This window comes from Streptomyces sp. NPDC050388 (assembly GCF_040655635.1).
Lineage (GTDB): Bacteria > Actinomycetota > Actinomycetes > Streptomycetales > Streptomycetaceae > Streptomyces.
The window spans coordinates 157512-176775 of record NZ_JBFAKH010000005.1 but is presented as its reverse complement, the minus strand read 5'-3'; the positions used below and the strand labels follow the sequence as shown (position 1 = coordinate 176775).

Sequence of the window (19264 nt, the reverse complement as noted above, 5' to 3'; positions counted from 1 at the left end):
GCCCGAGCTGCCCTCGTCCTGCTCCAGCTCGAACACGGTCGCACCGCCTGAACGAAGATCACAAAACGTCACGAGACATTACCGAGAAGAGTTCACTGAACGACTGCTACTACCAGCCCGAGACCGCTCTCTGTCGGACCGCAGGCGGCGGGGACCGGCCCCTGCTCAACAACTGTCGTCCGGATCGCTGCGGGAACTCGACCATTACAGCCCGGCATCGCGGCGGGTGGGAGGCAGCACGCGGAGACACCGAGCGCGCGTTGGCCTTCGTGGGACTCTCCGACCTCCAGCGAACGGCTCTGCGGGAGCACCTCAGTGACATCACCAAAGTGATCGAAGGTATCGACCGTGCCAATGGCTGACGCAACCGAAACAGCCCTCCGAGCGGCCTCCGAACGCCTGCTTCGAGGAGAGCCCACCCGGAGCGACGGTTCCCTGACCATCGCCTCTCTCGCAGTCGAGGCCGGTGTCAGCAGAGCAAGTGCCTACCGTCACCCGCATGTCCTGACAGAGTTCCGACATCTCGTAGCTGATCGAGAAGAAGCAGCCATACCCTCGGCCTTCCTCCGACAGGAGGTCCAGGACTTGAAGTCAGCCGAGCGTCGGCTCCGCCAAGAACACGCACGCGAGGTACGGGAGCTACGAACCTCGATCAACGTCCTCGCACAGCAGGTACAACTCCTCACGTTGGAGAATCAGCGTCTCTCCGAGGCAACTGGCCAAAGAGATCGCGTCACACGCATCGATCGCCGCTGACCCGCTGCGCTTGCTGCGGCACGATATCCCGCTTGCAGAAGGTGATCTCGGTGGTCATCCTCGTAGGCGGCGAGACGGATCAAGCGGTGGTGCGCCGGCCCGTCCCGCCCCACGCTCCCCGGTCACGAGGTCGCTCGGTGGGTGCGCATCGCCAACATCACAGGGAGCAGTGTGCCGCCTTTCGTCTACCGGATCACCAAGTACGACCCCGTCGATCGCGACGAGCACGGCCACTACATCGGCGTTGAGGAGCCGACCAGCGACCACGGGGCAGTGGAGTCGGCCTACTTGCAGGCTGTCGCCGCCTTCGCGACGGTCTCGGGCATCGGCCGCCTGGCCATTCGCGAGCCGCAGCTCACCGGCGCCGTCCACTTCGGTCTGGAGCCGGCCGTAGAAGGCCACGGCCTGGGCGGTCTTTTCCCACCCGATCTCAGCGGATTCCACGACGGCGCGGAGGTCCCCCTCTCCGTCGGTCTGGAGCTGGTGCGGGCCATGCTCCGTGACAACGGCGTCTGGTGCCGTCTGGAAGTCGAGGACAGGTTCGCCGTGCACGTCGGGTGGGACCAGTACGTCTACGTCAGTAGCGACGATCCCTGCGAAAGCGCCCTTGCGCGCACCCGGGCACTCGGACTCTTCCCGGAGCGATTGCAGGCGTCGCCCTACGAGGCGGATTTCGACGAACCCGGCGTACAGCGATCCGCCGACGAGAACTTCTGGGCCCGGTTGTGCTGGTCCATCGCGATGCGGCAGGCCGCCCTGCTGGAGGAGCAGTACGTCGGCAACGCCTCCCGCTGGCACCGCCTCACGGAGAACACCCTCGACGCAGTACGGGCCAAGCTCACCCCCCGTGCCAAGTTGACCATCTGGCCGGACCTGTCCGCCGACGTCGATACAGTTCTCGCCACGCTCCCCGCCGAAGGCCCAGTGGAGCTCGTCTGGGAGGACGGGAACGGCGCGATCGCCAGCACGGTCGTCGACGAGACCGAGTATCAGGCACTCGCCGTGCAGGTGACGGGCGCCCGGGCCGCTGCCGCCCTGCCTCTGGACGTCGACTCACGCAACCCGCTGTTCACCGCTGTGCTGCCCGACAGTGACGGCGTTCTGCGGGCCCGGTGGAGGACCGAGCAGACCCCCAGCGACCGGAACTGGTCCTTTCTGCAGACTCTCCGCCGCGGGCAGATCGTCACCGGCGTAGTCACGGAGATCGCCAGCTTCGGCGTCACCTTCGTGGACATCGGCGGCTTCACCGCAATGATCAACATTCCAGAGCTGTCCTGGAGGCGTATCGATCACCCGTCCGACGTCGTCACCGTCGGGCAGGAGATCTCGGCCGAGGTACTCGACGTCGACACGGTGAGAGAGCGTGTGCCACTGTCTTTGAAGGCGTTGCAGGACGACCCGATGCCGCAGTTCGTCCAGCAGGTCGGCCAAGTCGTGACCGGCGTCGTGACCAAACTTGTGCCGTTCGGCGCCTTCGTCCGCATAGAGGACCGAGAGGACGGCCTCGAAGGACTCGTACACAACACCGAACTGTCCGAGGAGCCCGTTGCCGACCCTGAGGACGTCATTCAGGTCGGCGCCTCTCTCGTCGTGAAGATTCTCGACGTCGACCCCGCCCGGCGGCGCATCACTCTCTCCCACCTGCAGGCTCTCGCGCACGGAAGGGCTTGACCAGCCCGGGTCATCGGCTGCGCGGGATGACCGGCCAAGCCGACTCGACGACTGCCGTCGGGTTCGTGGTCCGCCTCAGGTACGCCTGCAAAGAGGCTGACTGCTCAGCCGCCGCTCGTACCTGGAGGTCATGCAGGTCCGCCAAGGACATCATCCCGATGGACTGGTGCTTCTCCCCCATGCGCCGCACCACACGGGCCGCGGCCACCGCGTCCGCCCTCGCATCGTGTGCGTCGTCGAGCGACACGCCGTAGTACGCGCACAACGCGTGGAGGGCACGCTTGCCCTTCCGATACTTGTCGACGTGCTTGTCGATCACCAGGGGATCGACGACCGGCGAGGGAACGGCGCCCAGCCGCTCACTGAGCGACTCCAGCCCGTACCGCCGGCACTCACGGTCCAGTAGCGACAGGTCGTAGCGCGCGTTCATCACCACCAGAGGTGTCCCTGCGTGCAGAGCCTCGGCAACGGCCTGTGTGATTTCTTCGATGGCGAACGAGGCCGGGACCCCCTGCTCGCGGGCGTGCTCCGTCGAGATGCCGTGGATCGCCGCAGCCTCTTCGGGTATCACCACCCCGGGATCGAGCAGCCAGGTCCGTTCGGTCGAGAGCGCCCCGTCCGGCTCCAGACGTACGACCGCCGCGGTGACGATGCGGTCGGTCTCGATGTCCGTGCCCGTGGTCTCCAGGTCGAAGGCCGCCAAAGCCCCGGTGATCCAGCTCATCGTGCAGCTCCTGCTCCGGCGCAGACCGGAACCCGGCACGCTGCTACCGGATGAGACACCTGAGACGCAGCTGAGGTGCGTGGATAAAACGCGGCGTTGTAGGCGACGACCGGGACGCCCGCGCTCCAGTGGGCGGTGAGGACGTCGGCGATCTCGTCGGCCACCCGGTCGGCGGGGCTCCCCTCGGCCGCCGCCCGCTCACCGCTGATGCCGTGCACGGCCACCGCCTCCGCCGGAATGGGCACCCCGGGATCGGCCAGCCACTCCCGGCGCCCCAGCGGCTCTCCGTCCCTGACCTCGATCACGGCCCCCGTGACGATCCGCGCCTCGCGCGGGTCGGTGCCCGTCGTCTCCAGGTCGAAGCCGATCAGCAGCTCTCGGTGCCAGCCCATGGGCCGTCCCCCTTCTGTGTGGTGCGTTCCCCCAGTGGTCACCACCTTCGCACGCACCACTGACAACCCGAAGGTCGCCTTCCGTTCACCGGTCGGGAGGGTTCACGAGAGGCCACCGCAAGGCGGGCATTCACGACACCGGGCGTGAATCCATCCACATCTGCTCGAACTCCTCGCGGTACGTGGGGAACAGGCCGCCCTCCTCGGCCTCACCCGGTTTGACCACCTTGCCGCCGTTGCGCAGCACCAGCACCGGTGCCTCCATCCCCCGGGCCCGGCGCAGATGGTTCTGCACCACGCCGACGCCGTCGGCGCCGTCCCCGTCCACGAGGTACGCCGTGCAGCGGGGCGTCTCGTCGTAGACCTGGATCTCGAAGGCTCCCGGGTCGCGCAGCCGGGACCGCACCCGGCGCATGTGGAGGATGTTCATCTCGACCGCGCGGCCGAGTTCCCCCCGTTTGAGGCCGAGTTCGCGCTCGCGGCGCTTGACCGCGCTGGAGGCGGGGTTGAGGAACAGCAGCCGCACCCGGCAGCCGGATTCGGCGAGCCGCACCAGACGGCGTCCGGAGAAGTTCTGCACCAGCAGGTTGAGGCCGATGCCGATGGCGTCCAGGCGGCGGGCGCCGCCGAAGATGTCCTCGGCCGGGAACTGGCGGAGCAGCCGCACCCGGTCGGGGTGGACGGCGACCACGTCCGCGTACCGGTCGCCGACCAGGTCCTCCACCGCGTCCACGGGCAGTCGGCGCGCGGACGGCACGTCGCCGTCGGCGCCGAGTATCTCCAGCAGCCGCGCCGAGGCCCGCTCGGCCTGGCTCAGCACCGCCTCGGACAGCGCCCGGTTGCGGGAGACGACGTTGCGGGTGACCTCCAGCTCGTCCAGGGCCAGTTCGACGTCCCGTCGGTCGTCGAAGTACGGCTCGAAGCACGGCCAGTGCTGGACCATCAGCTCCCGCAGCTGAGGGAGCGTGAGGAAGGAGAGCACGTTGTCGTCGGCCGGGTCGAGCAGATAGCCCTTGCGGCGGCTGACCTCGCGCACCGCGACCGCGCGCTGCACCCACTCCTGCCCGGCGGGTCCGGCGGCGGCCACCACCCAGTCGTCGCCGTGCATCGGCTCGTAGACCGGACGCAGCACGGCGGCGACCACCGAGCGCAGCCGCTGTTCGACGAGGTTCAGCCAGATGTAGGCGCGGCCGGCCCGCTGGGCACGGGTCCGCACCTCGCGCCAGTCGTCGGCGCCCCAGTCCAGGTCCGGTCCGATCGAGCCCGCGTCCATCGGCCGCGCCAACGACACCGCACCGGGTGGGACGTCCGTGGAGTTTCCCTCGTGTCCCTCGCCACCAGGGGGCAGCTCCAGCCCTCCCGAACCCACCCGCGCACCGCCTTCCGCTCCCCCGAGCACTCCCAGCCCCAACGATCAAGGAGAGTACTCCGCATGCGGTGCGCGGTGCAGCCCGATGGCGGGGTCGTTTCTCAACTTCCGCCTTCCACAAGCCTGTTCTGCCATGACCGCTTCCCGTGAGTGGTCGGATTCACTGTGTTTTCACAGCATCACCGACAGGAAGGCCCGGCTCGGGGAACCAGTACCGCGTGGGGCGACACGGCAAACACTCGGGGGCAAGGCGCCCCCACCGGGGCCGTCCACCTGAAAGAGTCGTGTCCATGCAGGTCTGGCCTGGCGAGGCGTATCCCCTCGGTGCCGCGTACGACGGCGCCGGCACGAATTTCGCGGTCTTCACGGAGGCCGCGGACCGAGTAGAGCTGTGTCTGCTGCACGACGACGGCTCCGAGACGGCGGTCGAACTGCGCGAGAGCGACGCGTTCGTGCGGCACGCGTACCTGCCCGGCATCATGCCCGGACAGCGCTACGGCTTCCGTGTGCACGGGCCGTACGCCCCCGAACGGGGGCTGCGCTGCAACTCGGCGAAGCTGCTGCTCGACCCGTACGCGCGTGCGATCAGCGGGTCGATCCGCTGGGGCGAGGAGGTGTACGGCTACCACTTCGACGCGCCCGAACGGCGCAACGACCTGGACTCGGCGCCGCACACGATGACGTCGGTCGTGGTCAACCCGTACTTCGACTGGGGCGACGACCGGCCGCCCCGGACGGAGTACCACCACACGGTGATCTACGAGGCGCACGTCAAGGGTCTCACCATGCGCCATCCGGGACTGCCGGAGGAGCTGCGCGGCACCTACGCGGGCCTCGCGCACCCGGCGCTGATCGAGCATCTGACCGAACTCGGGGTGACGGCACTGGAGCTGATGCCGGTTCACCAGTTCGTGAACGACCACCGGCTGGTGGACATGGGCCTGAACAACTACTGGGGCTACAACACCATCGGCTTCTTCGCCCCGCACAACGCCTACGCGTCCTGGGGCGACCGCGGTCAGCAGGTGCTGGAGTTCAAGTCGGCGGTGAAGGCGCTGCACGAGGCCGGTATCGAGGTCATCCTCGACGTCGTCTACAACCACACCGCCGAGGGCAACCATCTGGGCCCGACGCTGTCCTTCAAGGGCATCGACAACCCGGGCTACTACCGACTGGGACACGACAGGCGCCACTACACTGACACGACGGGGACGGGGAACTCCCTGCTCATGCGGTCCCCGCACGTACTGCAGATGATCATGGACTCGCTGCGGTACTGGGTCACCGAGATGCACGTCGACGGGTTCCGCTTCGATCTCGCGGCGACCCTGGCGCGGCAGTTCCACGAGGTGGACCGGCTCTCGTCCTTCTTCGACCTGGTGCAGCAGGACCCGGTGGTCTCCCAGGTGAAGCTGATCGCCGAGCCGTGGGACGTGGGTGAGGGCGGCTACCAGGTGGGCAACTTCCCGCCGCTGTGGACCGAGTGGAACGGCAAGTACCGGGACACCGTGCGGGACCTGTGGCGGGGCGAGCCGCGCACGCTCGCGGAGTTCGCCTCCCGGCTGACCGGCTCCTCCGACCTGTACCAGGACGACGGGCGGCGCCCGCTGGCCTCGATCAACTTCGTGACCTGCCACGACGGCTTCACCCTGCACGACCTGGTGTCCTACGACCACAAGCACAACACGGCCAACGGCGAGGACGACCGGGACGGCGAGAGCCACAACCGGTCCTGGAACTGCGGCGCCGAGGGCGAGACCGACGACCCGGACGTGCTGCGGCTGCGGGCCCGGCAGATGCGGAACTTCATCGCGACGCTGATGCTCTCCCAGGGCGTGCCGATGATCAGTCACGGCGACGAGGTCGCCCGCACCCAGCGCGGCAACAACAACGCCTACTGCCAGGACAACGAGCTGGCCTGGATCGACTGGCCCGCGGAGCGGGACCAGCGGGGTCAGCGCGACCAGCGGGACCAGCAGGACCGGCTGCTGGCCTTCACCCGCGCGATGGTGTGGCTGCGCAAGGACCATCCGGTCTTCCGCAGGCGCCGCTTCTTCCACGGACGGCCGGTGGAGGGCACCCACGACGACCTGTCCGACATCGCCTGGTTCACTCCGGAGGGGGCGGAGATGACCCAGCGGGACTGGGACTCGGCGCGGGCCTCGGCGCTGACGGTGTTCCTCAACGGCAACGCGATCTCGGAACCCGGCCGGCGCGGCGAACGCATCACGGACGACTCGTTCCTGCTGATGTTCAACGCCTCCCCCCATCCGCTGGAGTTCGTGGTACCGGTCGACCACGGCCGGCAGTGGCAGGTCGTGGTCGACACCGCCCGCGAGGACTGCGTGCCGCCGGGCACCGGTCCGAAGGTGCGGGCCGGCGCCCGGCTGACGCTGACCGACCGGAGCCTGACGGTGCTTCAGCGGCCCGCCTAGGCCGGTCCGCCCAGGCCGGTCCGGCGGCCGGTCCGTCAGCCGGTCCGGCGGCAGCCGGGTCACTGATGACAGGAAGGGCCGCAGGGCGGGTACGTACGTCTGCATGACCCCTGAGCGACCCGACCCCGCGGTCCCCACCGCCACCTACCGGCTGCAGCTGCGGCCCGACTTCCCGTTCGCGGCCGCGGCGGCCGCGGTGCCGTACCTGGCCTCGCTCGGGGTGTCGCATCTGCACCTGTCCCCCGTCCTGGAGGCGGTGCCGGGCTCGCCGCACGGCTACGACGTGGTGGACCACGCGCGCGTGCGTGCGGAGCTGGGCGGCGAGCAGGCGCTGCGGGCCCTGTCGCGCACCGCGCGGGAGCACGGGCTCGGCCTGGTCGTGGACATCGTCCCGAACCACATGGCGATGTCCCCGCGTCACAACCGCGCCCTGTGGGAGGTGCTGCGCGAAGGGCCCGCGTCGCACCACGCGCGGTGGTTCGACATCGACTGGGAGGCCCAGGGCGGCCAGGTGCTGCTGCCGGTGCTGGGCGGGCCGCTCGGCACGGAGACCGACCGGCTGAAGGTCGACGGCGACGTGCTGCGCTACCACGACCACGCGTTCCCGCTGCGCGAGGGCACGGCCCACCTGCCGCTGCCGCAGCTGCTGGACGCCCAGTGGTACCGCCCGGTGTGGTGGCGCCTGGCCCGTACGGAACTCAACTACCGGCGGTTCTTCAGCATCTCCGAGCTGATCGGGGTGCGGGTCGAGGACCCGGAGGTGTTCGAGGCCACCCACGCCAAGATCCTCCGGTTGCTGCGCGAGGGCGTGGTCGACGGGCTGCGCGTCGACCACCCGGACGGGCTCGCCGACCCGGACGGGTACCTGCGGCGGCTGCACGAGGCCACGGGCGGCCGGTGGACGGTGGTGGAGAAGATCCTGTCCGACGGTGAGCCGCTGCCCGCCTCCTGGCCGGTCGCCGGCACCACCGGCTACGACGCCCTGCGGCACGTGGACGGCCTGTTCACCGACCCGGCGGGGTTCGGGGAGCTGCTCGGCCAGTACCGGCGGTTCGCGGCGCCGCGGACGGACCGGGGCGGCGAGTGGGCGGCGACGGTGCGGCGGGCCGCGTACAAGGTGCTCACGCACGAGCTGGCCGCCGAGGTGGACCGGCTGACCCGGGTGGCGCACCGCCTGTGCGCCGGCTCGCTCGAGCCCGCGCTGCGCGACCGCGCGCCCTGGGCACTGCGCACCGCGCTCCAGGAGCTGCTGGTCCGGCTCGAGGTGTACCGGCCCTACACCTCCGTGGACCCGGCCGGCGTGGTCACCGAGGGGGCGGCGGCCTCGGCACGGCTCGCGTTCGCCGTGCCCGAGGAGGCCGGGGCGGTGGACGTCGTACGGGATCTGGTGCTCGGGCGGTACGGCGACGGGCCGGAGCAGGTGGAGTTCCGTACGCGGTTCGCGCAGACGGCGTCGGCACTGCGGGCCAAGTCGGTCGAGGACACGGCGTTCTACCGCTATGTGCCGCTGCTGTCGGCGACGGAGGTGGGCCAGGACCCCGGCGACCCGGCGGTGTCCCCGGAGCGGTTCCACGCGCACTGCGCACGCGTGCAGCGCGACTGGCCGACGACGGGAACGGTGGTGTCGACGCACGACACCAAGCACAGCGCCGACGTGCGGGCCGCGCTCCACGTGCTCACCGAGTGCCCGCGGCGCTGGGCGGACGTCCTGACGGAGGTGACCCGCACCGGTGAGGGCGTGCCGGACGCACAGCTGGCGTGGGCGGCCTGGCAGACGGTGTTCGGGCTGGGCCCGGCGGATCCGGAGCGGGTGGCGGGGGCGCTGCTCAAGCACGTGCGCGAGGCAGGGCTCCACACGAGCTGGACGGAGCAGGAGCCGCCGTACGAGGAGGCGGTGGCCCGGTTCGTGGCGGCGGGGCCGTGCGGGGCGCCGGGCGGGCGGGTGACGGCGCTGCGGGCCTCGCTCGAGCCGCACATCCACGCGAACGTGCTGGGCACCGCCCTGGTCCACCTGACGATGCCGGGCGTGCCCGACGTCTACCAGGGCTCCGAGTTCGAGTACCGGGCCCTGGTGGACCCCGACAACCGGCGCGCGGTGGACTTCCCGGCCGGCGGGCCGTCCGGCCCGGGCACGGGCGTCGGCAGCGGCGTCGGCAAGGACGCGGTGACGCGGGCCGCGCTGCGGCTGCGGGCGCGGCGGCCCGAGGCGTTCGGCGACACGGCGTCGTACGAACCGCTGGCCGCCGAGGGGCCCGGAGCCGCGCACTGTGTGGCGTTCGTGCGGTCCGGTGCGGTGCTGACCGCCGTGACCCGGCTGTCGCTGCGGCTGGCGGAGGCGGGCGGCTGGCGGGAGACCCGGCTGGCGCTGCCACCCGGCCGGTGGGGCGACGTCCTGGGGCCCGGACGGGAGTTCACGGGGCACGCGCGCGTGGCGGAGCTGTTCGAGCGGTCGCCGGTGGCGCTGCTGGAGCGCGCCGCACATCCTCCGGGGCCTCCCCCGTCAAACCCTTGACACCGTTCCGCGGCCGTGGGGTACTGCGCAGTGCGACGTTGTGTGGACAACGGGGGACGACGGGGATGACGGGGGGGTGGGTCTCCTGCCGGAGCTGCGCTATCCGACGGTGGCCGAACTGGTGTCCTCCGCCCGTGCGCTGACGGTCCAACGACCCGGTCTGAGCGTCCTGCGGCAGGTGGGGTCCTCCCGCGCGGGGCGGCCGCTGCACCTGCTGTCCGTGGGCCACGCCCGGCGTGCCGTGCTGGTGGTCGCCGGTGCCCATGCCAACGAACCGGCCGGCGGGGGCACCCTGCTCGTGCTGGCCCGGCGGGTCCTGGCGGAGAGCGAGCTGCGCAACGGCACGTCCTGGCACTTCCTGCTGTGCGCGGACCCCGACGGGGCGAGCCTCCACAGGACGTCGCCGCCGCACAGCCTGTACGACTACCACCTGGGCTTCTTCCGTCCCCAGGGATCGGAACAGCCGGAGTGGGCGCCGTCGGTGCTGCCGCCCGGCCGGCTGCCGCCCGAGACCCGGGCCCTGACCGGGGTCATCGACGAGCTGCGGCCCTACCTCCAGGTGTCGCTGCACGGAACCGATCTGGGCGGCAGCTGGGTCCAGTTGACGAGGGACGTGCCGGGGCTCGCCGAGCCGTTCGCCAAGTCGGCCGCGGAGCTGCACATTCCGGTGGAGACCGGTGCCTCGGACGCGGCCGGCTGGCCGGTGTCCGGCCCCGGGGTGCGGGTGATGCCGGCCCCGGGGGCCGGGCCGGCGTACCCGAGCCTGCCGGACGACGCGCGGCACAGCACCTGGTACCGCGCTCACCGGTACGGCGGTCTGACAGCGGTCGTCGAGGTGCCGATGTGGGCCGCGGCCCTGGTGGACGACCCCGGCCCGCATCCGGCACCGGCGGCGGCGCTGCGGTATCTCGCGGACCGGCTGCAGCGGGACGCGCGGAAGGTGCGGCAGGTGCTCGAGGAGGCGCGGCCCGGAGCCATGACGGGCGCCGGGGCCGCCGGCGGTCCGCTGTTGCGGGCGGCCGCGTGGGGGCTGGAGCTGGTACCGGGACTGGCCGACGACCTGATCCACACCCCGCCCGCGGACGGCACGAGGGCGTACGTGAGCAGTGTGGACGCGTTCACGCGGCGGGTGCCGCTGCGGGCGGCGGCGATGCTGCTGCGGGAGCTGCGGGAGACCGACGCGCGCGCGGCGGCGCGCCTCGACCGGCTGGTCGCGTTGTGGAGCGACGCCTTCGCCGTGCACTTCCGGGCCCGCTGGGTGCCCGTGCAGCACCAGGTGGAGCACCAGGCACGCACGGTCGTGGCGGCGGCGCTGCACGCCCGCGCGTGACCGTGCGGCGCGCACCGGCGAGGAGCGGGAGGCCGGAGCGGACCGCTCCGACCCCCCTCCCCCTTGCCTACGCCCCGTCCAGGGCGAACACGGAGCCGGTCCGGGCCCTCATCACGCACGCGTTCGGGAAGGTCTCCGTGTACTCGACCGGCCGCCCCCGCCACTGCCCGCGCGCGTGGGCGGTCACCGGGGCGTGGACCATCGTGCAGATGGTGTCCCGTGCCGGGATGTCGGAGATCCGCCCGTCCGCCGCGGCGAGTTCCGCGCAGGCGTCGGCGGCGCGCGGGTGGCCCTGGGGCGGGTCGCAGAGGAGCATGCTGCCGGACGCCGTGCCGGTCCGGGGCTCGCCCCGGTCGATGCCGACGGCCAGCCAGGTGTCGGGGGCGGCCGCGCCCCGGGTGTCCGCCTGCGCGGGCGCGGGCGCGGTGCAGGCGAGGAGGGCGACCACCGCCAGCAGGGCGCCCCGTACCGCTTTCACTGAGGTGCGCGTGGTGTACATGGTGTACGTCATTCCAGATGCATCGGCACGGCGGTGCCGGAACCCCAGCCCGGCTCACTCGAACGGGAACGTGCGACCGGGATCCACCATGTCGTGCCCGGCCGTGCTCAGTTCGCCGCGAGCCGGTACGTCATCCGCCCGAAGCCGACCTGGTCGCCCTCGCGGACGACGGCCGCGCCGACGACCCGACGCCCGTTCACCGTCGTGCCGTTGGTCGATCCGAGGTCCCGCAGCACCCACAGGCCGCCCTGAAGGTGGAGCTCCGCGTGCATCCGGGAGACCGTCTCGTGGTTGAGCCGCAGCCCGTTGGCGGGATCGCGCCCTATGCGCAGCGGGTGGCCGGTCGCCGGATGGGGCAGCAGCAGCTTCGGCAGCCGCTCGGCCCGCCATGCCCCGCGCAGCCGTACCGTGAACCCGGAGACCGCCTCCACGGAGGAGAACAGCAGGCGCGAGAAGCGGCCCTCGGTGGGCAGGTCGGCGGTGAGCGGGGCGAGTTCCTCGGGAGACCGGGCGGCGAGGGCGAGTTCCATGCGCCGGATGAACGTGTCGTGGGACAGCCGTCCCACTGCGGCACCGTCCCGCAGCACCTTCAGCGCCTTGTCGCGCTCCGCGTCGGAGAGCCGCGCGGGGTACGTGTTGAACTCGAAGGACGACGTCACGCTGCTGATTGTCGGCCAGCGCGGGGCTGACTGTCCAGGAGACCGGAGAAGCGCCGTCCCGGCCGCCCCCGCGGTCGCCGAGACCTCCGGCGGCGACACCCGCCGAAAAAGGATCATTCTCCGGCGGATCGGTCTCCCATGCAGCACGATGGACGGACTACATCACGGTGAGCAGACGAAGGGGAACCGTCCGTGCAGTTCGAGGTGTGGGCACCGCAGGCCGGCAGGGTGACGCTCCAGTGCGACGGCGTCACGCGCCCGTTGGCGCGCGATCCGGAACGAGAAGGGTGGTGGCGCGGGGAGGCCGACGCGCGCGACGGCTCCCGGTACGGCTTCTCCCTGGACGACGGGCCCGTGCTGCCCGATCCGCGCTCGCGACGGCAGCCGGACGGGCCCGACGGGCCGAGCGCTGTCGTCGACCACGAGGCGTACGCCTGGCGTGCGGCGTGGGACGGGCGTCCGCTGCCCGGCGCCGTCCTGTACGAGCTGCACGTGGGCACGTACACGCGCGAGGGCACCTTCGACGCCGCCGCCGAGCGGCTGGAGCACCTCGCCGGACTGGGCGTCACCCATGTGCAGCTGATGCCCGTGTGCCCCTTCCCGGGCCGCCACGGCTGGGGGTACGAGGGAGTCTCGCCGTGGGCGGTGCACGAGCCGTACGGCGGACCCGAGGCGTTGAAACGGTTCGTCGACCGCGCGCACGGCCTGGGGCTGGGCGTCGTCCTCGACGTGGTGCACAACCATCTGGGGCCGTCGGGGAATCACCTCCCCCGGTTCGGCCCGTACTTCACCGACACCCACCACACCCCGTGGGGCGCCGCCGTCAACCTGGACGCGCCCGGCTCCGACGAGGTGCGGGCGTATCTGGTGGAGAGCGCGCTGGCGTGGCTGCGGGACTACCGGATCGACGGGCTGCGCCTGGACGCCGTGCACGCGCTGGCGGACACGCGCGCGTACCACTTCCTCGAGGAGCTGTCGGCGGCCGTGGACGCGCTGGCCGCCGAGACCGGCCGGCCGCTGTTCCTGATCGCCGAGTCGGACCGGAACGACCCCCGGGACATCACCCCCCGCGCGGCGGGCGGCCACGGGCTGCACGCGCAGTGGAACGACGACTTCCACCACGCCCTGCACACCGCGCTGACCGGTGAGTCGCAGGGCTACTACGCCGACTTCGCGCGCGCCCCGTTCGCGGCTCTCGCCAAGACGCTCCGCGGTGGTTTCTTCCACGACGGCACGTACTCCACGTTCCGCGGCCGGCGTCACGGCCGGCCCCTGGACCGCACGCGGGTCGCCGGGCACCGGCTTCTGGGCTACAGCCAGACCCACGACCAGGTCGGCAACCGGGCCCGGGGAGACCGGCTGGCCGCGCTGGTCTCGCCGGGCCTGCTGGCCTGCGCGGCGGCCCTCACCCTGACGGCCCCGTTCACACCGATGCTGTTCATGGGCGAGGAGTGGGCGGCCGGCACACCCTGGCAGTTCTTCACCGACCACACCGACGCCGAGCTCGCCGGGGCGGTGCGCGACGGCAGACGCCGGGAGTTCGCGGCGCACGGCTGGGCCGAGGAGGACGTGCCCGACCCGCAGGATCCCGCCACCCGCGACCGCTCCTGCCTCGACTGGTCGGAGCCGGAGCGCGAGCCCCACGCGCGCGTGCTGGCCTGGTACCGGCAGCTCGTCGCCCTGCGGCACGCCCAGCCGGACCTCACCGACCCCGACCTCGCCGACACCAGGGTGGTGCACGACGAGGAGCGGCGCTGGCTGGCCTTCCGGCGCGGGGACGTGCTGGTGGCCGTGAACCTGGGCGCCGAACCGGTCCCGATCGCGCTGGGCGTCCCGCACGCTCGCGTGCTCGCCGCCTGGGAACCGGTCGACGTGCCGGGCACCGACGGGGTGCTGCGCCTGCCCGGTGAGTCCGCGGTGGTGCTGCTCCAGGAGTGAGGGCCGGGGCGCCGGGACCCGGCCGTCGGGCGTGCCTCCAGGACGTGCCTCCGGACGTGTCCCCGGGCATGACTCAAGGCATGTCGTCGGTGCCGCGGAGGTCCGTCACCCGCTCCAGGAGGATCGCCTCCCAGGCCCGGCGCAGCCGGACCCGCAGCAGCGGCAGCGGGCCGGTGCCCCTGCCGCCGAGCGCCTCGGCGAGGTGCAGGACGCTGTCGCAACGGGCCAGCCAGAGCCCGCGCAGACAGGGGCGGGCGCCGTAGCCGGCGAGGGTGGCGGCGCGTACGGCGGCCGGGGAGCCCACGGCGCACGCCAGACCGGCGATGTCCTCGGCGGGGTCGCCGATCACCGCTCCCGCCCAGCCGAGGACACCGCGTACCCGGCCTTCGGCACTGACCACGAGATGCGCGCCGGTGAGGTCGTGGTGGACGAGGACCGCCGAGGCCGGCTGGGCGGTGAGCTGGACGGCGGCGGACGGGGTGAGGTGCCGCAGTCTGCCGGGGGCGAACTCGTCGGCCTCGGCGAGCCGTTCGGCGGCCTGTCCGGCGGCCCGGCGCAGGGACTCCAGGGAGCGAGGGGGAACCCGCGGCACGCCCAGCGTCTCCGCCTGCCGCACCGGCACCTCGCGCAGCCCGGTGAGCAGCGCGGCCAGGTCGGCCTCGCCCCCGGCGGACACCCGGTGCTCCTCCGCCGACCCGCCGGGCAGCCTGGTGTCCAGGGTGCAGACCAGGCCGGGCGCCCACTCGCCGTGCGCCACGCTCGACGGCACCGCGACCGGGATGTGCGGCCGGACGAGTTCGCGCAGCCGCAGCTCACGGCGCCTGCGGGTGCTCGCCGCCCGGTCGGGGGCCAGCCGCAGCACATGGCGGGTGCCGACCCACCAGGTGGCGGATTCGGTGCCCTCGCCGACGGGCCGCACGTCCACTCCGTCCGGTCCGGCGGCGGTGTCCGTGCCTCCCTCCTCGTGCTGCAGGAGGGTACGGACCAGTCGGCGGACGGTGTCCGCGGTGGGTGTCGGTGCCTGGGTCATGGTCGCGCCTGGTGTCGTTCGATGGACGTTGTTGGAACGTCTGGGGCCACTCAGTCCACTATGACCGCTTTCCGTACGCCCTCCATGCGGGCGGCGGGCACCTCGGCGGTGAAGGGAGCGAGCGTACTGCCGGTCGTCCGGACCCCCCGGGGCGTACCTGTGGACTACGCGTGGTTACGTAAAGCTACGTTCTGCTACGTGAAGTCATGGGCAGCATCCTGCCCGGCGGACGGGGGCCGCGCGAGCCGGTCCACCGCGTTCAGCCGGTCGTGTCGCCTTCTCCGAGGCGCCCGCGGCCCGCTTCCCGGTGGTCGGGTGACGGCAGGGAGGGCCGTGAGCCGCTGGTGGCCGCCGGGCAGGGGTCCCCGCCCGGCGTTGTGGCCGGGACCGGCTCCCCCTCAGGAGAGGGAGACCACGGGCAGCGGGGGTGTGCGGTCCGGCAGGAACCGGTGGGCCCGGCCCGAGAGCCACTCGTCCTTGTAGCGGTCCACGCTCCGGTGCCAGTTCAGGATGCCCGCCAGCCAGTTCCGCAGGTCCAGCACATAGTCCCGCATGATCGCGCGAGCCTCCGGGGAGAGCTCGAAGTCCTCGTACAGCACGGGCAGTTCGTGTTCCACGACATGCTCGAACTGTTCCAGGCGTCGGCTCATCAGATCGTGGACGATGCCGAGGGCCCTCGGGTAGTCGCAGCCGAAGAAGGTCTGTACGACGAGAATCGCGTTGTGGATCTCGCCCTCGTACTCGATCTCCTTCTGGTACGAGAAGACGTCGTTCAGCAGGCAGGCGTAGTCGATGGCCGCGTTCTCCAGGGAGCGGACCGGGCCGCTGCGGTAGACCTCGGGCGCCACGGCGGGGCCGTGGCCCATCCGGCACAGACCGAGCGTGAGGTCGGAACCGAAGGTCCGCCGGCGCATCTCCAGGTAGTCGACCGGGTCGGGCACGCGGTGCAGCATCTGGTTGCCCAGTTCCCACAACCAGCTCTCGGTCATGTCGTTCACGGCCTTCTTCAGGACGGCCCGCTCCCCGGGCGTCATGGCCGCCGTGGTGCGCGCCCACAGGTCGGTCAGGGCCCGCTCCATGGCGTCGGCCGCCGGTGGCACCGGTTCACCGTCGACGGGCATGCAGTCCGACAGGCGTGCCGTGGTCAGCCGCGCGGCGGCCAGGTCACGGCGGTGCCCGTAGACCAGCGGGTAGTAGTCGTCGCCGTAGGTGCCCCAGGCGAGCCACTGGGCGCTGAGGTCGAGCGCCTCGGGAGTGGCGTCCGGGTCGAGTCCGGCCGAGCACAGCGCGAGATCGTAGGCGGCGAGCTTGTCCTCGTCCCACACGCCCTCGGCGAGGATGCCCGTTTGCCGGCACCAGTCGGCGAGGGTGCTCCGGGAGGCGTCGAGGTGCGGGCTGAGTTCCAGCGGGAAAGGCATCCGGATGTCGGGGATCAGGGACGGGCCGACCTTCCGGTACGGCACATGGGTGTGGGCCCGCAGCCTCCCCCACTGCCCGGACGGCGCGGGAGGTGCCCCCACCGCCCCCGCGGCGGCGAGCAGCCCCCGCACGTCGGCGGCCGAGGTGCCGGGCCCGGTCGGGCCCGCCCACGGGCCGGTCCGTCGCGCGCCCTCGTTCATGTACCTGCTGGATCGCAGGTGCCATTCGTGACCGCCGGACTGCCAGTCCTGCAGCCCCTTCGCGTACGCCGCCACGGCCGCGACCTCGTGCGGGGCGAGGCCCTGCTCCAGGGCGACCGCGGGCACTTCGGTGAACGCGGTGTGCTCGAACTGGTGCAGTCGTGAGGTGAGGATCTCGTTGACGGTGTCGGCGGCCTCCTGCGTGGTGCAGCCGAAGAAGGTCTCCAGGACGAGCACGCCGTTGCTGTTCTCACCCTCGTCCTCGACCTCGCGCTGGTAGGAGAACAGGTCGTTGCGCAGGTGCACGGCGTCGGAGAACGTCTCCATCAGCACTCGCAGCGGCCTGGATCCGGCGACGGCGGCGGGCACTTCGGCCGTCGCGTACTCGACGAGCCCCGCCGACCAGGGGGCGCCGCCCACCTTGCGGCGCATCTCGACGTACTCGACGGGGTTGGCGATCCGTCCCTCGTTGATGTTGGACAGCTCCCACAGCGACTCGTTGAGGAGGTGCTCCGTGGCGAGGGCGAACCGGGCGCGCCACTCCTGGGACATCGCGGGTACCGTGCGCGCCCACAGGTCGGCGAGGCCCGCCTCGACCGGGTTCCGCGGCTCGGGGACCGGGGTCGCGGGGTCCAGCGGCATGAACAGCGGCAGCCGGTCCAGGTGGGCCTTGCCTCCCTCACGGTCCTGGCTGCGTTTGAACAGCTCCAGGAAGTGGTCGTCGAAGAAGAAGACCCACACGTACCAGTCGGTGATGAGGGAGAGGGCGGGCCCGTCGCAGTCGGGATGGGTGTAGGCGCAGAGCAGGCCGTAGTCGTGGGCGTCGAGGTCGGCCTGGTTCCAGACTCCGGAGCCCTCCAGCATGCCCATCTCGCGCGCCCACGCCGACGAGTGGGCACGGGCCTGGTCGAGATGCGGGTTCAGCCGCGCGGGGTGCGGCAGGTAGAAGTGCGGAAGTTCGAACGGCTGGTTCGCTGAAGACACTTCCGCTGAGGACGCTGAGGACCCTGAGGACGCTGAAGACATGGCCGGGCACTACCCGGGGGCCCGTGGCGGCATCCACCGGCCCGTCCATGATCACACCATCGCGTGAAACCTCGCCGATACGCCGAAAACGGGTTTCGGCATGCTATGTCCGCACCTGGATCAGCGCGTGGGTGCCGCTGGTGCGCCAGCGTTGCTCCTCGGCCGCGACCAGCGCCTCCTCCGTACCGGGTGCCAGGCCGGTGACGACGTCGGACTTCAGGGTGCGCAGAGCGGCGACCGGCCCCGGGAAGTACCCGGTGACCTCCGCGAACGGCGTGGTCGGCGGCCACTGCCGATCGCCCACCAGGCGGCGGTAGTTGAGGTCTCCCTTGACGATGGTGACGACGGCCCGGGCGAAGTCGGCGCGGAGGTCGTCCGGCATCTCCTCGTAGGGCAGCGGGGAGCAGGAGAAGGGGTGCGCGCGCAGGGCGAGCCGTCCGTCGGCGAGGGCGTCCCGGAGCCGGCGCCCGTGACCGGCCGCTGCCGCCCCGGCGTCGGTCAGCCGGCGCAGCGCGTCGACGACGTCGGCGGTGGTGGCGTCGGAGACGTAGTACGGGTACGGCTTGACGTGCAGCATCACCCGGCCGATGTGCCCGTGGGCCAGCAGGTGGTCGATGAGCAGCAGATCGGGGACGAGTTCGCGGCCGGCGTTGTCGGCGACCAGCACCAGGGTGCTCGCCGGGCCCGCGTGGGAGGGGTCCAGCAGCGACCACAGGCGCTCGCTGTCGTCGGACACCAGCGCGGGAACGGCCTCCGCGAGGTCGGTTCCCTCGGCGGACAGCCGGAAGCCGAGGTCGGCGCGGTTTCCCCAGAGGGAGCCGTGCAGCAGGGCCCGGCCCCGTTCGTCCGCGGGCCGCCCGGCGAGGTCGTCGAGCGCGGCGAGTTCCCCGCCGGTCTCGGACGAGTCGAGTTCGGCGAGCTTGGAGGGGCGGAAGGGGTCGATGCCCTGCCAGGGTCCGGGGCCGAAGTACCCCACGGCTCCCAGCAGTTGACGATAGAACCAGCTCTCGGACCACAGCCAGGGCACGTCGTACCAGGACTGTCCGGTGTACGTGTCCATCCCCCAGGCCTTCCAGCGGTCCCGGTCGTGGGCGTCGGCGGGGAGGGCCTCGATCGCGCCTCGGGTGCAGTTGGCCAGCAGCGCGTCGAGCGCGTGCCGCTGCGCGGGCTCGTAGGGGAAGGCGTCGCGCACCTGTCGGATGATCGCGGGGTGCCGCTCGGCGAGCACGCCGTGCGGGAACGAGCCGGGCCGGTTGCCGAGGAGCACGGGAGCGGTGGGGGTGTCGGGCATGCGGCTCACCGTA

The 19264-nt window shown here is 71.9% G+C and carries 12 protein-coding genes and 1 pseudogene; 5 read left to right on the top strand and 8 right to left on the bottom strand.

Features of this window, described 5'->3' with window-relative positions:
- Positions 1-897: 897 nt before the first annotated feature.
- Positions 898-2427: a S1 RNA-binding domain-containing protein gene (locus AB0I73_RS04705; RefSeq protein WP_363033748.1), complete on the top strand. Its 1530-nt coding sequence runs from the start codon at positions 898-900 to the stop codon at positions 2425-2427.
- Positions 2428-2437: 10 nt separating this feature from the next.
- On the opposite strand, the gene AB0I73_RS04700 is transcribed toward AB0I73_RS04705, so the two are convergent.
- From AB0I73_RS04700 to AB0I73_RS04690, 3 genes and pseudogenes are all read right to left on the bottom strand, one after another.
- Complete coding sequence (locus AB0I73_RS04700; RefSeq protein ID WP_363033746.1) at positions 2438-3151, bottom strand: exonuclease domain-containing protein; 714 nt, start codon at positions 3149-3151, stop codon at positions 2438-2440.
- An 86-nt stretch (positions 3152-3237) separates the two neighbouring features.
- Positions 3238-3543 (bottom strand): annotated as a pseudogene (locus AB0I73_RS04695) (exonuclease domain-containing protein); the annotation flags it as partial.
- A gap of 130 nt (positions 3544-3673) precedes the next feature.
- Positions 3674-4912 carry an SAV2148 family HEPN domain-containing protein gene (locus AB0I73_RS04690; RefSeq protein WP_363033744.1) on the bottom strand — a complete coding sequence of 413 codons (1239 nt, stop codon included), beginning with the start codon at positions 4910-4912 and terminating at the stop codon, positions 3674-3676.
- A gap of 290 nt (positions 4913-5202) precedes the next feature.
- Between AB0I73_RS04690 and glgX the strand changes: the two genes are divergently transcribed.
- From glgX to AB0I73_RS04675, 3 genes are all read left to right on the top strand, one after another.
- Positions 5203-7347, top strand: coding sequence for a glycogen debranching protein GlgX (glgX, locus tag AB0I73_RS04685; RefSeq protein WP_363033742.1), 2145 nt, complete (start codon positions 5203-5205; stop codon positions 7345-7347).
- A gap of 103 nt (positions 7348-7450) precedes the next feature.
- Complete coding sequence (gene treY / locus AB0I73_RS04680) at positions 7451-9859, top strand: malto-oligosyltrehalose synthase (protein WP_363033740.1); 2409 nt, start codon at positions 7451-7453, stop codon at positions 9857-9859.
- Between the two features lie 76 nt (positions 9860-9935).
- Positions 9936-11189, top strand: coding sequence for a M14 family zinc carboxypeptidase (locus AB0I73_RS04675; protein WP_363033738.1), 1254 nt, complete (start codon positions 9936-9938; stop codon positions 11187-11189).
- Between the two features lie 67 nt (positions 11190-11256).
- On the opposite strand, the gene AB0I73_RS04670 is transcribed toward AB0I73_RS04675, so the two are convergent.
- Both AB0I73_RS04670 and AB0I73_RS04665 read right to left on the bottom strand, forming a co-directional pair.
- A complete protein-coding gene (locus tag AB0I73_RS04670; protein WP_363033736.1) occupies positions 11257-11700 on the bottom strand; it encodes an SSI family serine proteinase inhibitor in 444 nt (147 codons plus the stop codon).
- Between the two features lie 95 nt (positions 11701-11795).
- The gene (locus tag AB0I73_RS04665) at positions 11796-12347 is read right to left on the bottom strand and encodes a DUF1707 and FHA domain-containing protein (protein WP_363033734.1); all 552 of its coding nucleotides are present in this window, start codon (positions 12345-12347) and stop codon (positions 11796-11798) included.
- Between the two features lie 192 nt (positions 12348-12539).
- Here AB0I73_RS04665 and treZ point away from each other — a divergent pair, with 192 nt between their 5' ends.
- On the top strand, positions 12540-14285 hold the full coding sequence (treZ, locus tag AB0I73_RS04660; RefSeq protein ID WP_363033732.1) for a malto-oligosyltrehalose trehalohydrolase: 1746 nt from the start codon (positions 12540-12542) through the stop codon (positions 14283-14285).
- 73 nt (positions 14286-14358) lie between these two features.
- Here treZ and AB0I73_RS04655 read toward each other — a convergent pair whose 3' ends face one another.
- The 3 genes from AB0I73_RS04655 to AB0I73_RS04645 all read right to left on the bottom strand — a co-directional run bounded on the left by AB0I73_RS04655 (position 14359) and on the right by AB0I73_RS04645 (position 19251).
- Positions 14359-15315 carry an aminoglycoside phosphotransferase family protein gene (locus AB0I73_RS04655; protein WP_363033730.1) on the bottom strand — a complete coding sequence of 319 codons (957 nt, stop codon included), beginning with the start codon at positions 15313-15315 and terminating at the stop codon, positions 14359-14361.
- A gap of 398 nt (positions 15316-15713) precedes the next feature.
- Positions 15714-17918: a germacradienol/geosmin synthase Cyc2 gene (cyc2, locus tag AB0I73_RS04650; RefSeq protein ID WP_363033728.1), complete on the bottom strand. Its 2205-nt coding sequence runs from the start codon at positions 17916-17918 to the stop codon at positions 15714-15716.
- A 145-nt stretch (positions 17919-18063) separates the two neighbouring features.
- A complete protein-coding gene (locus AB0I73_RS04645; RefSeq protein ID WP_363033726.1) occupies positions 18064-19251 on the bottom strand; it encodes a damage-control phosphatase ARMT1 family protein in 1188 nt (395 codons plus the stop codon).
- Positions 19252-19264: the final 13 nt, after the last annotated feature.